Annotated in this window: 14 protein-coding genes; 3 read left to right on the forward strand and 11 right to left on the reverse strand. The window is 47.6% G+C overall.

What is annotated here, in order from left to right; translation table 11 throughout:
- The 6 genes from HJG40_RS02380 to HJG40_RS02405 all read right to left on the reverse strand — a co-directional run.
- Window positions 1-543: protoheme IX farnesyltransferase (locus tag HJG40_RS02380; protein WP_215862718.1), on the reverse strand; the 543-nt coding region annotated here is incomplete at its 3' end.
- Window positions 544-564: 21 nt separating this feature from the next.
- The gene (locus HJG40_RS02385; protein WP_215862780.1) at window positions 565-1,500 is read right to left on the reverse strand and encodes a cytochrome C oxidase assembly protein; all 936 of its coding nucleotides are present in this window, start codon (window positions 1,498-1,500) and stop codon (window positions 565-567) included.
- Window positions 1,501-1,527: 27 nt separating this feature from the next.
- Entirely contained in the window at window positions 1,528-1,893 is a 366-nt protein-coding gene (locus HJG40_RS02390) for a cytochrome o ubiquinol oxidase subunit IV (protein WP_215862719.1), read from the reverse strand.
- On the reverse strand, window positions 1,890-2,528 hold the full coding sequence (locus tag HJG40_RS02395) for a cytochrome c oxidase subunit 3 (protein ID WP_215862720.1): 639 nt from the start codon (window positions 2,526-2,528) through the stop codon (window positions 1,890-1,892). The genes HJG40_RS02390 and HJG40_RS02395 overlap by 4 nt, the downstream gene beginning before the upstream one ends.
- Before the next feature lie 70 nt (window positions 2,529-2,598).
- Window positions 2,599-4,749: a cbb3-type cytochrome c oxidase subunit I gene (locus HJG40_RS02400; protein WP_215862721.1), complete on the reverse strand. Its 2,151-nt coding sequence runs from the start codon at window positions 4,747-4,749 to the stop codon at window positions 2,599-2,601.
- 29 nt (window positions 4,750-4,778) lie between these two features.
- Window positions 4,779-5,747: a ubiquinol oxidase subunit II gene (locus HJG40_RS02405; RefSeq protein ID WP_215862722.1), complete on the reverse strand. Its 969-nt coding sequence runs from the start codon at window positions 5,745-5,747 to the stop codon at window positions 4,779-4,781.
- Between the two features lie 319 nt (window positions 5,748-6,066).
- Between HJG40_RS02405 and HJG40_RS02410 the strand changes: the two genes are divergently transcribed.
- The 3 genes from HJG40_RS02410 to HJG40_RS02420 all read left to right on the forward strand — a co-directional run bounded on the left by HJG40_RS02410 (window position 6,067) and on the right by HJG40_RS02420 (window position 8,752).
- The gene (locus HJG40_RS02410) at window positions 6,067-6,810 is read left to right on the forward strand and encodes a hypothetical protein (protein ID WP_215862723.1); all 744 of its coding nucleotides are present in this window, start codon (window positions 6,067-6,069) and stop codon (window positions 6,808-6,810) included.
- A 51-nt stretch (window positions 6,811-6,861) separates the two neighbouring features.
- The gene (locus tag HJG40_RS02415) at window positions 6,862-7,350 is read left to right on the forward strand and encodes a glutathione peroxidase (RefSeq protein ID WP_215862724.1); all 489 of its coding nucleotides are present in this window, start codon (window positions 6,862-6,864) and stop codon (window positions 7,348-7,350) included.
- A 217-nt stretch (window positions 7,351-7,567) separates the two neighbouring features.
- Complete coding sequence (locus tag HJG40_RS02420) at window positions 7,568-8,752, forward strand: tyrosine-type recombinase/integrase (protein WP_215862725.1); 1,185 nt, start codon at window positions 7,568-7,570, stop codon at window positions 8,750-8,752.
- 59 nt (window positions 8,753-8,811) lie between these two features.
- Here HJG40_RS02420 and HJG40_RS02425 read toward each other — a convergent pair whose 3' ends face one another.
- Genes HJG40_RS02425 through HJG40_RS02445 form a run of 5 tightly spaced genes read right to left on the reverse strand, consistent with a single transcriptional unit; the run spans window position 8,812 to window position 15,050 of the window.
- Window positions 8,812-10,509, reverse strand: a complete 1,698-nt coding sequence (locus HJG40_RS02425) for a nuclease-related domain-containing DEAD/DEAH box helicase (protein WP_215862726.1) — start codon at window positions 10,507-10,509, stop codon at window positions 8,812-8,814.
- Window positions 10,510-10,549: 40 nt separating this feature from the next.
- Window positions 10,550-10,735: a hypothetical protein gene (locus HJG40_RS02430; RefSeq protein ID WP_215862727.1), complete on the reverse strand. Its 186-nt coding sequence runs from the start codon at window positions 10,733-10,735 to the stop codon at window positions 10,550-10,552.
- 34 nt (window positions 10,736-10,769) lie between these two features.
- Window positions 10,770-11,186, reverse strand: coding sequence for an SMI1/KNR4 family protein (locus HJG40_RS02435; RefSeq protein WP_215862728.1), 417 nt, complete (start codon window positions 11,184-11,186; stop codon window positions 10,770-10,772).
- Between the two features lie 13 nt (window positions 11,187-11,199).
- Complete coding sequence (locus HJG40_RS02440) at window positions 11,200-11,787, reverse strand: HNH/ENDO VII family nuclease (RefSeq protein ID WP_215862729.1); 588 nt, start codon at window positions 11,785-11,787, stop codon at window positions 11,200-11,202.
- Window positions 11,784-15,050, reverse strand: coding sequence for an ATP-binding protein (locus tag HJG40_RS02445; RefSeq protein ID WP_215862730.1), 3,267 nt, complete (start codon window positions 15,048-15,050; stop codon window positions 11,784-11,786). Before HJG40_RS02445 ends, HJG40_RS02440 begins: the two co-directional genes overlap by 4 nt.
- Window positions 15,051-15,062: the final 12 nt, after the last annotated feature.

The raw sequence follows: 15,062 nt of genomic DNA on the forward strand, positions 1-15,062 counted from the left end.
CAGGGGCGGCAGGGCACCTGCCAGTCCACCCCAGACAATGTTCCAGGGGGTGCTGGGTTTGAGGTAGAGGGTGTAGACCACGCCGTAGCCTACGGTGCCCGCCAGGGTCAGAATCAGGGTCAGGGGGTTGGTGCCCCAGGCGAGAATGGCAATGGCTGCGGTCATGAGCAGAGCCGCGTAGACGATGGCACCCCGGCGGCTGATACGACCTTCGGCCAGCGGCCGGTGCAGGGTGCGGCGCATGTGCTGGTCGAGATCCGGTTCGACGATCTGGTTGAGCACCCCGCCCGCTCCACCGGCCAGGGCAATGCCGAGCAGTCCGGCCAGGGCAGACTGCCAGTGGATCAGGGCGTTGGGGGCGAGAATTTCGCCGACGGCGGCGGTGAATACCAGCAGGGAGACGACCCGGGCTTTGGCCAGGACCCAGAGGTCATGGAGAAAGAGGCCGGGGCGAAAATTCTGGGGGCGGGCGACTTCTGCACCTGCCGTCGGCAGAATGCCGTCGGCGTCGGTGGGGGTAGCGGTGATTATGTGACTTTTCATGCGGGTTCCTGTGGCCGTGTCTCAGCGCCAGACCAGGACAATGGCCAGGGCCATGAGCAGTACCATGCTCTGGTGAAAGGCGACCATGATGCCAGGGTCTTTGGGTTTGAGGCTGACGGCGTGAAAAAGTAAAAATCCAACCGCGAATTGGCCGACGGCCAGATAGAAGGCGATCGGGTAGGCGGGCATCATGTAGCCCAGGGTGGCGACCAGAAGCAGGCCTGCCGTGATGTGGGCGGCAATGGTCCACTGCGAGGCTTTTTTGGGTTGTACAAAGGCGCCGATCGCGGTGCCGAAGCCGCGTTGTCCGGTGGTCATGCCCCCCAGAAAGACGGCGAGCAGCAGGGCATGGAGCGCGCCCATGGCCCCGAGATAGGTCCAGAAATTGAGACCGGGATAGGCCAGCCCGGTGAGGTAAATCAGGAACACGCCATAGGCCAGCAGGCCATGGGTGCCGTGCACAAAAGCCGGGGCCCGACCGGCGAGCACGTAGAGGGTGCCCATGCCAAACAGGGCGGTCACGACAATCAGAATCAGACCACTGATGGTGGTGACGGTGGGGGCGAGAATGACCAGTGCCAAGGCAACCAGTCCGACCAGGGTGGCGACGACCCGATGGGCGGCTTCCGGGTCACCCCGGACCATCAGCACCACAATATTGCGGGTGTAGGGCCACTTGGTCCCCAGAGACAGGCCATAACCGAAGCCTTCGACGATGCTGCCAAGCAGAATCAGGACAATGGCAAAGCCGACTTCACTGGCCTTGAGGCCGTTGACCAGACCATTCAGCAGTCCGTGACTGCTGAAGCCCTGCCACAGACCTGCCGCCACCGCCAGCAGCAAACCAGCCGTGATGATCCGGCCAATCCAACGCACTACCGGCGTCATCTCCCCTTCTATGGCGTGGGGAAGCTGTCCATCTCCGCCTGTCCCACCTAACTCGGCAGCCTGTCTCATGATTTTCTCACCCATTTGGTTCACCCTTTAGTGCATACCCGGCATACCCGGAATCATCGGCATGGTGCGCAGATACAGCTGGGAGAACATCCACCAGGTCAGCCCGATCGTAATGACAAACAAGGGAATGAACATCACCAGAGCCACCGTATTCCAGATGTTGTGTTCAGAAATATCGATATGCAGCAGGAAATAAATCTGGGCGATGGCCGCCAGACCCGCACAACCCATAATGGTCAGCAACAGGGGGAAAGGTGCCATTACCTGCCCACTGACCAGAATGGTAGCAGCCAGCATCAATAAAGATGCAATAATAAAACCTGTCAAATAACTCCCACGACTCGCCATCTGTACTTCCGGATGTTCAATTGGATTGCTATGACCATGACTCATGACATATACCCCCACAAATAAACGAACACATAAATAAAGACCCACATGACCGCCTGAAACTGCCAGAACATGCGCAAACTGATCAGACGTCCAACCACATCTTCCGTAAAGCCTTTTCTCAAGATTTGATACAACATCACCAGCATCCAGATCAGGCCCACAAAAATGTGAGCAGCGTGGACCTGAGTCAACGCGTAAAAGGCCGAAAGTCCGCCGCTGACTTCCGGCGTTACGCCGATACTGATCATGCGCAACACATCATGAATATCCAGACCAACAAATAAGATACCCAAAACCATGGAGGCAATTATTCCATTGATAACGCCAGCCTTACTGCCGGTTTTAAGTGAAGCCATGGAAAACCCGTAAGCCAGCACACTCAAAAATAAGGCCATGGTCTGAATAAAGGTGTACCAGGGAGCAACAAATTGTGCCGGTGTCGGGCCGGTATAATAACTATGAGAATAACTGAGCACACCATAAGCTGCGAAAAGTGTCGCAAACAACATTCCGTCACTTAATATATACATCCAGAACCCGAAGGTTCGGGTGGAAATCACATCATGCCCTTCGTAATCATCCGACCACAAAACCACCTGATTGGGATCTACGGGCTTATCATGAGAAGAACTCATATCCAACTCCTTCATTAAAATGCTGGGCAAATACGTGGCAGCACTCAGCCCGCCACGCTATCCGGCGGAATTAAGATAACGGTCGGGAATTTCCAGGCGGAGTACCCTGAGGTCTTTGATCACTTGCTGCGGTGGAATAAGCCGTTACTGTTCCTCCGGTATAACCACCCCCTTTGGGGAGATGCTGTTGACCATCCGACATATTCTGCCGGGATTCCCGATCCAGCTTCTCCATCTCTTCTGCAGAAATAACGTAACCCGGATCACCTTTACCGGAACGATAAATCATGATCAGCACCGTTAAAACCAGCGCCGCAACCGTCAACCACCAGATTCGCCAGGTCAGCCCAAAACCTATGACAAAAGTTAATGCACCAATATAAACGGCTACGCCTGTGTTATTGGGCATATGTATGTCAGCAAAATGATCTGGCCGACTTTCTGAAAGGCCGTGTTCCCGACGCCAGGCCGCTTCATCCCGGGCATTGATATGAGGAACCATAGCGTAATTATAAAAAGGCACAGGTGAATCGGTCAGCCATTCCAGACTCCGGGAAGTACCCCAGGCATCTGCACCCACACGATGATGCGCCCGATCCCGAATGCTGACATAAATCATCCAAAGAAAAGCCAGTACCGACAGTACATAAACGACGATGCCGATTTCTTGAACATCAAACCATACGGCCCAATGCGGATCAAAGGGCCAATCCAAGCGCCGCGTTTCGCCCATAAAGCCCAGCATGAACATCGGGAAAAAGACCAGGAATGTTCCAGCACTAAATAACCAGAACATGATTTTCCCCCAGGCTTCATTCAGCTTGAAACCAAACACCTTGGGGAACCAGAAAATGACGGCACCGAATACCGCATAGACAATACAAAGCAGCATCATATGAAAATGCGCCACCACAAATACACTGTTGTGCACCATATAGTTAACCGCTGGAATAGACAACATCATTCCAGTCAGACCACCAATCAACAGCAGGAACAAAGCCCCGATGGCCCAGAGCATGGCTGCACTGAAGGTGAGTCTTCCCTTGTACATGGTAGCTGCCCAATTGAAGACTTTCACACCTGTGGGAATACCCACCAGCATGGTCGCAATACTAAACTCCGTACTGACATAAGGACCCATACCCATGGTAAAGAAGTGATGCAGCCAGACAATCCAAGAGACGCCAGCAATGGCAAAAGTAGCTAATACCATGGCCGTATAACCGAAAATCGGCTTTTCGGAAAAAGCAGGAATAATTTCCGAAATCATGCCAAAAGCCGGAAGAATGACGAAATACACTTCGGGATGACCCCAGAGCCAGAATAAATTGGTATAAAGCATCAAGTTACCGCCAAATCCGGCAGTAAAAAAGTGTGTACCCAGATAGCGATCCGCACCCACAAGGGCCAATGCCACTTGTAAACAGGGAAAGGAAGTTAAGGCAATAATATTGGCCGAGACGGCTGACCAGGTAAAAATTGGCAGACGACTCCAGGTCATTCCAGGTGCCCGCATTTTGACCACTGTAGCCAGAAAATTAATACTACCGAGTGTAGTACCCAAGGCCACCAGTTCCAGTGTCCATATCCAGTAATCTACTCCCACGCCTGGGCTATAAGCCATTTCAAAAATCGGTGCATAACCAAACCAGCCATTGTGCGAAAAATCTCCTACAAATAGAGAAATCATGATCAGAAACACAGCGGCGGCAGTAATCCATAAACCCAGAGCATTCAGATAGGGATAAGCCATATCCCGGGCACCAATTTGCAATGGGACAATAATATTCATGATGCCTACCAGTAGCGGCGTAGCCGCCAGCAAAATCATGATTAACCCATGCGCACTGTATATTTGACCAAAATGAAAGGGGGTCAGATAGCCATGAATGGCCCCCATGGCTTTCATACCATTATCACCAGGCCCCACGGCCAGCATTTGTTGGGTACGCATCATCAGGCCATCGATAAATCCTCGAAAAAGCATAACCAGACCAAGGATGATATACATGACACCCAACTTCTTGTGATCTACCGTGGTAAACCATTCTTTCCAGAGATAACCCCATTTTCCGTAATAAGTGATAGCTGCCACCAGCGCTATTCCGGCGAGAACGATCACCACAAAAAGCGGCGCAAGAATGGGATTGGTGTAAGGGATCTCGGACAAGGCGAGACGTCCCAGCAAAGGACTCCAAGGTCCAGGTACGTTAACCAGCATAACGGTTCTCCATTGCGAGTCTGTTGTTATCAGGCGCGATGTTCTGCGGCTTGCAGTTTTAAGTAGTGAAACATATTTTCAGTCATAAACATGGGTAAAGGCCATTTTTTTCCATCCATAACCTCCAGAAGCAGATGATTAAAAAGACCATGCTCAACATGCCCATAAACCGGGGTTTTATCCTTCACATTGATATAGGGTTCAGCAAAATGGTTGAACTCTGCGTAATCCATGGTATTCGGGCTATTTTCAACACCGTCAGCCCATTGTTTGAAATCAGCCATACTGACCACTTTGGTTTTGAAGAGCATCCACGAAGTCCCTGCCCCGCAATAGTCTGCAGCAATACCTTGATAAGTACCGATATTGTTGCTTTCTAAAGCATCTTTAGTCCGCATGCCCGGCATCACATCAATCATGCCCAGCAATTGTGGTACAAAGAAGTCTGTAGTGACCGCCGTAGAGGTCAACTTGAAAAACACGGGAGTATGGGCGGGCACGACCAATTCATTAGCGACGGCCATGTTGTGAAACTGGGGGTAGATAAACAGCCATTGCCAATCAGTCGCAATGACATCGACCCGTATGGGATCGCCTTTCGGCTTCATGTGCTTAGTAATGATGGTAGGATTGTAGGGATTGACCGCGAAACTGCCATGTATGGCTACGGCCCAGGAAAGAAAAGCCACGGCGGCGATCGGGATACCCCAGAATGCTACCTCCAGCTTTCTGGAATGCTCCCATTTCCCATCATAGGTGCCACGATTCTTGCCTTTTTTGTACTTCCACATGAACCAGACAATCAAAATGGCCGTAATACCAACAATCGCCAGCATGACGGCCACATCAATCATCATGTAATCATAACTGGCTTTCGCGCCGACCCCTTGGGGATTAAAAATCCACCAGACGGAATGTTTTGCACAGCCATTCAATAACAGCAGTAACGGAACAATCGCCAAATAACGCAAATGACTTAGCTTTGCTTTCTTCAACATATTCACCTCTCCTTCAATGAGGTATTTATTAGAAAAAGGTACTAAACCACTATTCAAAATTAATTACCATATTCATTAGGTTGCATGGTTATACATACTTTTTACCCCCTCAACCCTGATTTATATTGGATAGTGTTATGCGATATATACATTACTACCCACTGTAGAACAACTATAAAAAATCTATGAGATCACCCATCTTATTAAAAAATGATAAAAGTAATATTATTAATATTTAATATAATTAAACAGTGATTATTTGATTAACGGATATGGCTAACCATGATATGCTTACACATACCCAACTAGAGCGTCTGCCATGATTAACAAACCTCTTTACGAACACGCGCAAGAGTTGTTTCTTTCCTGGAACACCGTAGACTCTGAAGACATTCCGGAATTGCTGATTGAACTGCGCCTACAAAATAAATATCTGACCCTGTTTCGCGAACAAACTGCCCTCACCCAGCAAATTGCCATTACCAAAATGGCGGCCACCTCTATTCAGATAAATACAGACAACCCCTTGAGTCTCCTCGGCCAAATCGGGGAAAAAGTGCTCTGTGTGTACTACGGCGCTGACCAGTCCCTGGGGTTCCTCTCTACCATCAGGGCGATCGACGCCTCAGGAATGCATATCGACTATCCAAAACAGTTATGGCTTCGAAATACCAGAAAACATGAACGTTTCAGCCTAACGGTTAATATGACTGCTTACTGGAGTAACCCACAACACGATGAACCCATATATGGACAGGTCATGGATGTCAGTTATGGTGGTTTTCTGGGTGGAATGCATATGGCCGCCTATGATGATGGCAAACTGAATATAACTATGCATGAACAGGGAGAAATCATTCTGCTCAAATCTGATCACAGCAGTTGGAAAAGCCAGGCAGAACTACGTCGCTCTGCACTGGTGACACAAAATCTAACGAATACTGACAACATGACCACCAACGACAAAGGCTTTGCTCTTTTGGGTTTTGCCTTTATTTTTAAAGACAAGCAGGGACCGGAAACCCTTGAAAAATTCCTTGAGGGTAGCATTGAACCGATGTAATAAAATGTTAAAACTTGAGCACTAGCATAATTTGAGGAGGACCGCGCTGAAATGAGCCCATTTTATAATATGCAGGCCCGCAGCATTACCGGAGAACAAATAAGTTTTAACTACTTTCAGGGGCAGGTGGTCTTGATCGTCAATACAGCCAGCGCGTGCGGATTCACTCCGCAATATGCCGGACTCAATGAATTATACACAACCTACGCTTCTCAAGGATTCACGATTTTAGGTTTCCCATGCAATCAGTTCGGGCATCAGGAACCGGGTGACAACCAAACCATTCAACTATTCTGCTCTCAACATTTTGACATCCATTTTCCGTTGTTCGAGAAAATAGATGTCAATGGACCGAATGCCCATCCCCTCTACCAATGGCTAACCAAAAGTCTCCCGGGATTTTGGGGTCGCAAAGTGCGCTGGAATTTTACAAAATTTCTGTTGAACCGAAACGGACAACCCATTGCTCGCTATGCTTCAAGCAAGAAACCCGACAGATTACGTAAAGACATTGAAAAAGCTTTACGGGAGAACTGCTAAACAAGTTTTACTATTCATATAGTGGCGGAGGCGGTGAAATACAAACCATTGTCCACCAGCGTTCAGGTGTTTCCATTATAAATAAATTATTCATCTAGTTATAAACACAACAGTCCAACGAAGTCCAGCGGTATTCGCCATGAGCCATGTCATCGGGTAAGATAAACGGTAAGATAGAAAAGTTTGGCGGAGTATCACTTTTTCGGAGGATCGCACGATGGCGACGACCATTGGAAAACTCATCGTACGGCAGGTAGACACCCTGCCCGAAGGATTTCACAGCGACGGTGGCAATCTTTATCTGCGTGTAAAAGGCGGCAGTCGCGCGTGGGTCTTTCGCTACAAAGACAAAGGGCGAGTACGAGAGATTGGTCTGGGACCTACTTCCATTCGCAAATTAAAAGAGGTTCGTGTCCTGGCAGAAGCTATGCGCAAAACCCAAGCGGACGGCCGTGATCCTGGTGAATTACTGCATGTTAATGATCCCACTGAGACGATATCCATGACTTTTGAGCAATGCGCACAAGATTTGCTCGAAGCCAAGCGGTCCGGCTGGAAAAACGTCAAACATGCACAACAATGGATTAACACTCTGCGTGACTATGCCTTTCCTGTTATCGGGACTAAAGCTCCTGCAGAGGTGACTCTGGCCGATGTAAAGTCAATCTTGCTCCCTATCTGGACCACCAAAACAGAAACAGCAACCAGAGTACGTCAGAGAATTGAGGCAGTTTTGGATTATGCCGCCGTGCACGATCTATGTGATGGCACCCGTAATCCAGCACGATGGAAAGGGATACTGAACAAAGTGTTGCCAGAACCGGGCAAAGTGAGTAAACGCAAACATCACGCTGCTTCAGCCTACACCGACATTCCCCGAATCATGGCAGCATTGCGTGAAAAATCGCATGTATCGGCCTATTGTTTGCAGTTTACAATCCTGACGGCCGCCCGTTCTGGGGAGTCACGCGGCGCCACATGGGATGAGGTTGATCTAGATGCAAGAGTTTGGACGATACCCAGTGCTCGCATGAAAGCCGCAAAACCTCACCGAGTTCCCCTTTCTGATGCAGCCATGAAGATTTTAACCAATATGCAAGAATGGAGGATGCGGAATAATCCCAAAGTCTTTCCCGGCGCCCGTGGCGGATTGTTATCGGATGTGGCCGTGAACAAAACACTTCACAGCGTAATCACTGATGTGACGGTACATGGGTTTCGCAGTTCTTTTCGAGACTGGGGTGCCGAGCAGACCAATTTTCCTGCTGCAGTATTGGAGCAAGCACTTGCCCACACCAATCCGAATAAGGTCGAGGCTGCATACCAACGTTCAGATCTATTTGAGCTGCGGCGGAAGTTAATGCAGATGTGGGCAGATTTTGCGACTATGGCAAATATGTGAAAGCATGATGGTCCCGCATTTTAAAAAAACTAACCTATGAAATCATCATCAACTGGCGTTTACCCCACGTCAGATTCAGTAAGTGCGGCCATCAAAGCATTTTCAGCCCTGGCACTCAAGACAATCTCCAATCGCCACTGCGCGCGGGTCATACCCACAAACAGGCGATTTTTGCTTTGGGCATCCAAGCGTTCAAAATCTACTTCGCAAAGCACGATGACCGGAGCTGCTTGTCCTTTTAAGCGGTAGATCGTTTCTGCCAGCAATAATCCTTCTGACCAGATTGGTTCTCGATCTTCATCAAATTTCCCGGTAAAACATCGCAGAGGAATGCCGGCAATGGATTCGCGCTGGAGCAATAGGGAATTTGCCCGGCCCGCATAACTGAGTAATGCTATATCTTTGGGCTCGATGTCTTCTGTCATAAGCTGAGCAACAATTTCATCCAGCTTTTCCATGCCGCTGCTGTCCGTATTTTCCCAACGGTGAAATCCAGGAATTTCGCCCGCATGGGGGCAACGCGCGTCGATGGCAGTTCCCGCCAGATCCAGCGCATTGATCACCTCAACAATACGACGCGGGCTGCGGAAATTTTCCATGCAGGTAATTTCTACCGCATCCGATAAGCATTCTGTAGAAGCATCTATCGCGTTATCAGAACCATAAAGATTTTGTGCCGGGTCGTGCAACACATAGGCCTGAGCGTCTGGGACACATTGACGCAGAAGGGCCTGTATCCACTCCGGACGAAAATCCTGCCCTTCATCAATGATCAGCAGATTCAGTCTTGGCGGCTGATTGCTGGCACAAAATGCAGCTTCTGCACGCTGAAAAATATCCGGAAGGGTGAAATCAAATGATGCTTGATCGGGAAATTGGCGGCGCAACGCGTCCAGAGCCAGTTCATGAAAAGTAACGACACAATGGGTTGGCACTTGCGCGCAGCGGCGCAGATGATCGGCCAATGCCCGATTGTAGCAGACATAGAGCATTTCCTGACCTTGGGTTAACGCCTTGTCCAACAAACGCAGTGCCAGTTGAGTTTTCCCTGACCCCGCCGTTGCCCGCAGCAAATAACGACCGCTGGGCGCATGAATTCGTACTGCCCAAGTGGCCAGCCCTTCAGATAACTGGACCACCGCCTGATTGAGAGCCCCGATACGGGTGCTGGGATCGGTTGCCAAGGCGAAGGTGTTACTCAAAAAATGGCTTATTGCCTCAAAGCGGTTGGGATGGTTTTTGCCCAGATTCTCGCTGCCATCGCGGATTATCTTACCCAGAAATCGCATACTGCGACGATCAATGATGTGGGCCAATGGATAGGTCACCGTGCCCTGCTCTACTTCCATATCCGGTAAAACCAAATATTGCAGCATCTGCACCTGTAGGCGTTCTTCCTTCAAACGTTGGCGCAAAGCACCATACTGAAAACGCATCTGTGAAAGAACATCACGCTTACGGTCAGCATAGTCCTTATGAATACCCGTGGGTGAAAATTCCACATTCCCGGCTTTGATTTCCAGCAAGATCAGATGGCCATGGGGGCAAAGGACAATGACGTCAATCTCCCCGCAAAACTGCTTTGCATCATGGACGGTGGAGTATAGGACGTTATGGTACACGGCATAGCCATCGGACAGATCACTGGCAAGAACGCGAATGACGGACAATTCACGATCCTGTCCAGCCGATGTGGCTTGCATGCCGCTGATGTCGGGGAATATCAGGGCCATAATGGACCCAATTTCTTGATGCAACCCCAGTTCGTTTCAATGGCTATCGGCACAATCAATTTCCTCAAGCATCCAGGTTGATGGGGATGGGTATCAGGGTCTGAGCATCAGCATCCAAGGCCTCGTGCGAGGCTGAAGCCACCAGCTCAATCTGCCCGGTAGAAACTACCCGCCCGAAACAGCGATAACCCTTACCAGATCCCGCCAAAGGAACATCCATGGTACGTAGTTCGCTATCACCCCAGGACACCGTCAAGCTCGCCAGGTTAAGTTATTTAATTATATTAATAACTCGACTTCCCAAAAAGAATTCTTATCAAAAAATCTTCTAATCCCTCGCCTATCGTTCTAACTATCCCACCGTGAGGCGTAGCCCAAAGCAATATGGTGTATGTTTTATTATCATATAAGTAATATTGACCATCTCCAACTTCTAACAATGGCACTGCCCCCTTAGGATACGCAGCATCTTGGCGTAAATCATCATACTTGTTCTTTACATTCAGGTAATAGTCATCAGGTACACCTAAGCCATAAACCTCGTTAGATTTGTACACAATGATACCAAAAGTAGATAAAAAGTCTTTGTATTCATCAGACAAGACAAACCCCAGATTTTCTTCCAATGAATTAACGTCTTTAGAAGAAGCCGGTTGAATTTTTGCCCCTTTACTTACAACAAGTTCCATAAGTTTTTTCATAATCTCTCTCCAATCAACTATTGCTTTGAATTTTTTCTGCGCGCGCTTTCCAATACTCTGCTCGCTCCCTTCCAAAATCTTCTCTATTGATTTCAGTTTCTTTCAATTTATTGTGCAAGATATTATCGTTACCGACCCCTCTATGCTCATTAATTTTTAATTCAGCCAAAGATGAATCTTGCTTCTGCCCTATATGATGAAGCTCTATTGGTTTGTTATTGACATCCAATGGTGCTTTACCCTCCTTCATTCTTTCAAGGTTCGTGCTTCCAAATAGATCGTTCTGATTATAATCTATATCCGTACGAATCAAAGCATCTTTACCATTGATCGTTGTTGACTCCAAGTTGGCGTCTTCATAAATACTGGCTTCTGCTTCGCTGTTTATGCAATCTAGAACTGATTCCGGGTAACCTTTTTCTGCAAGCCTCCCTCTACTTTCATCACTTAATGGAGGCATTTCATTTCGCGTTTCCTGGGTGAACGAAATAGGACGATCAAGTTCTGTAACGTCCATAACTTTGTCGGGCATTGCATCAGCAAGTAAACCGAGTTTATACGTTGATTCAGGATTCTCTACTAAAAATTTTTCCAGCATCATTGGACACTCCGATTTTTTACGTAACTACTCCACGCAGAATAAATTTTAAGCCCATCACCATGTTGCATACTGTAATCTTTCATAAGACATTGTTGAATAGACAGATTCATCTCAGCAGTTAATTCAGCCACTGAATCACAAATTATAACGTCTAAATTATGGTATAATTCTGCAAAGTTTTCGGCATTTTTTATTGCAGTGTGCACCTTCGCCCGACAGTCAAGCAGTTCGGTAACCAATTGTGACAATTCTCCAAAGGTTTCTCCACAGCTCAGTCTGGGGAGATCTTCTCGTTTAAAGGCCGAAATAGTTTTATATAGGGCTATTTTGTTCCGAGCTCTCAGTGATAGATCAGACAAACATTTTTCTATAAAAAATATATCTGGAGTTAGAGGGGTTTTAACGCGCTTTGCAAGCAGTAAACACAAAACCTGTTGATTTAAAAGCCGTCTATCAATACCGTTATTCTCTGAATCTGATGCATATTTGTATGTTAGCTGACTGCTTTGGAATTTATTCACCTTGCACAACACCGGTTCAAGCCAATCATTTTGATAAACAATAGCTACACCCGTAGGTAACCGAGAAATTTCATCAAGTTGATCATCTCTCAATCCTGCAGATTTGCCTATTAGGCGACGATCCATTTCATCTGGTAACCGCATTATAATCTTGGTATTCGTGTTTCTGATAGCAGAAACATCGACGGCATGCGGTGACTGGTCAACAATGAGGAAGCCTTCACCATAGGTGCGCATTTCCGCGATGGCATTGCTTAACATCTCGACCGATTTTCCTATTAGTCCTGAACCCTCGGCACCACTCTCGACTGCACTGCGCCGAAGAATATTGTGTGCTTCTTCCAGTACTGTCACATGTTGTAGCTTCCGATTCATACCACCCTGAGCCATTCGGTGTTCGCTTAGACGCATAACCAACATCCCCATGATTAAAGATTTAGTTTCAGAAGAGCTCACACGACTCAGATCAACAATGGCAGCACGATCAAACAGCAAAGAGTTGTCAATCTCATTAACCGAAAAAATCATTCCATTCAAGCCATTGGTCAGTGAGCCTACTCGCATCAACAATGAACCTGCATAATTCCCCTTAAGCTCTTGGGAATAGGCAGAATCTGTGATCACCTTTTCTAAGGTGAACTGCAGGTCACTAAAACTTGGAAACATGTTTTCATCAAATTGGTTAGTTGAAAGCTCCAAATCCCATCCGCATTGCAGATAAGCCTGCAAAACGGCTTCCTTAAGTATGGCGGGCATCGCCGCATACATTGGCCAACAAACGTTGAAAATTTCAATCAATCGATCGACATGTTCTAATACGTGGATTGCTGCCGGAAAGCGGAATGGGTTAATTCTGAGGAGCCTGGTGTGCGCAGGATGAGTACCATACACCTGCACGTCCGGGCGATGTCCAAATACATGCTTGTATTCGCCCTTTGCTGGTTCAATAACCAGGAATGGAACACCAGCATCACTGATCTGGGCGAGCATTTCATACATAGCATTGCTTTTGCCAGCCCCAGTCGAACCGCTTACAAAAACATGTCCGGAGATCTGTTCAAGATCCAGGTCCATCGTTTGTTTAAGGTCTTCCCATAAATGCCGTATTTGACCTAATGTTAGCTTGCGATCGGTAGCAAGCTTATTTTGGCTGCCATCCAGACGTTGCACTTTACGTCCAAAAGCCTGTGTCTCTAGCACTGATACAGTGGAGGTTGAACGGCGTGGCAAACTCAATTGAATGGAAAGTTCCTTCCCTGTTACCAAGCTTGCTGGAGTCAATGTGAGAATTGGTAAGCTCTTTGAGAAACTGGGGACAAGAATAGGATGACTGAGTTCACCCAACCAATTGAGAACTTCTGCTTTTTTTGCTGATTTCCAGGTTGTCAGGGCAAAATCCTCGTGACAGGAATTACTGCCCCTTACCAGCCCCAAAAAAATACTGGCCAAAGCTTCTGATGATGCCGTGCTGTCTCCGATGGAATAGGCAGCTGAATTCCATCCACCGTAGGTCTTTGCCTCATCAATGCGTTTCAAGTGCTGATCTATCTTGATCAGTAACTGTTCAATACCTTTTTCGCAATTTTCGATGGTTATCTGGCGATTGCTGCCGGTAGTAACATTTATTGAACGGTTGTCTGTGGTACCGGTAGTGAAGGTTGAAGATTTTGTTTCTGAGACAGAACTCGTTTCTGATGTACTATGACTCTCGTTATGACCATAGGATTCGGACGCGTTTGTTCCAGTTGTTTTTTGCTTGCCCATTGCTGTCGCAAAGGCTGAACCAACTTGCGCACCTGCCATTGCACCAAAAGGTCCAGCGCCGGAATAAAAGCCAATAAGGGCACCTACGGATGGTCCCAAAATTGATGCTGCTTTCGAAATTCCCGTTTGCGAACTAATGGACTCGGACATTCCTTCTGTTTTTGTAGTCGAAGTTCCTAAAGTGTGCGAAGTACCTTGCGAAGTAGTCAAACCCAAACTTTCCCCAAAAGACTCACTGAGACTCTGGCTAATACTCAAGCCAATACTGTCACTTTCTTGCTGACCAAAAGTTAACTGCTGTTTAACTAGTGGGGAAAGTTGTGTCGCCATCTGCTCATAACCAGTGCGAATCAAATCTAGATTCTGGGGTGATACGGGTTCGGCCAAAATAATTGCTTGGTATATACGACGTTCGGCTGCATCAATAAATCGTTCAAGCCCCTGCATGAAATGTTCACGATTTTCTGTTGACAGTGCTGGCACTCCTGTAACAGCAGTAATGCTGGATGAATGATTAAATTGTGCTGTTTTCACGCCCTCAAGCACAGATTTCACTTCAGATGCAGCTAGAGGTAACAAAGAACTGCCCGAAAAATGTCCCCTGAATGTTTCGTCAAGCAATTCACCTGCGCTTTGTCCAAGCGCTTTACCAGGGTCACCACGGGTACCGATGTACAACTGAGTTTCAATCCCATCTGAATGCAGAAACAAAAAAACGGTAAAACCAGCCGCACCCAAGGCAGTATAAGCAGCGGTTGTACTTTCTAGTACAGATTGTTTGTTATCCTGCACAATACGTTCAATACGGAATATTCGCACGTCACTCGATGGAGTCAAGGGGACATTTGTGACAAAGTCTTGAACGGGATATGATCCCAATTCTGCAAGGTAGCTACGGTTAATCAGCTTCTGACCCACGCTCAGCGCCAACTCGGCATTTTTTTTAATATCCGCAACAGAGTTAGAATTAAGATCCATTATAATCGTCCG

Origin of the sequence: Acidithiobacillus concretivorus, assembly GCF_018853445.1 — a bacterium.
GTDB lineage: Bacteria > Pseudomonadota > Gammaproteobacteria > Acidithiobacillales > Acidithiobacillaceae > Acidithiobacillus > Acidithiobacillus concretivorus.

Bases quoted from the DNA above. Each gene is read 5' to 3' on its own strand.
- HJG40_RS02395 (WP_215862720.1), bottom strand. From the start codon at position 2,528: ATGAGTTCTTCTCATGATAAGCCCGTAGATCCCAATCAGGTGGTTTTG.
- HJG40_RS02445 (WP_215862730.1), bottom strand. From the start codon at position 15,050: ATGGATCTTAATTCTAACTCTGTTGCGGATATTAAAAAAAATGCCGAG.
- HJG40_RS02410 (WP_215862723.1), top strand. From the start codon at position 6,067: ATGATTAACAAACCTCTTTACGAACACGCGCAAGAGTTGTTTCTTTCC.
- HJG40_RS02435 (WP_215862728.1), bottom strand. From the start codon at position 11,186: ATGAAAAAACTTATGGAACTTGTTGTAAGTAAAGGGGCAAAAATTCAA.
- HJG40_RS02415 (WP_215862724.1), top strand. From the start codon at position 6,862: ATGAGCCCATTTTATAATATGCAGGCCCGCAGCATTACCGGAGAACAA.
- HJG40_RS02440 (WP_215862729.1), bottom strand. From the start codon at position 11,787: ATGATGCTGGAAAAATTTTTAGTAGAGAATCCTGAATCAACGTATAAA.
- HJG40_RS02390 (WP_215862719.1), bottom strand. From the start codon at position 1,893: ATGAGTCATGGTCATAGCAATCCAATTGAACATCCGGAAGTACAGATG.
- HJG40_RS02405 (WP_215862722.1), bottom strand. From the start codon at position 5,747: ATGTTGAAGAAAGCAAAGCTAAGTCATTTGCGTTATTTGGCGATTGTT.
- HJG40_RS02420 (WP_215862725.1), top strand. From the start codon at position 7,568: ATGGCGACGACCATTGGAAAACTCATCGTACGGCAGGTAGACACCCTG.
- HJG40_RS02400 (WP_215862721.1), bottom strand. From the start codon at position 4,749: ATGCTGGTTAACGTACCTGGACCTTGGAGTCCTTTGCTGGGACGTCTC.
- HJG40_RS02385 (WP_215862780.1), bottom strand. From the start codon at position 1,500: ATGAGACAGGCTGCCGAGTTAGGTGGGACAGGCGGAGATGGACAGCTT.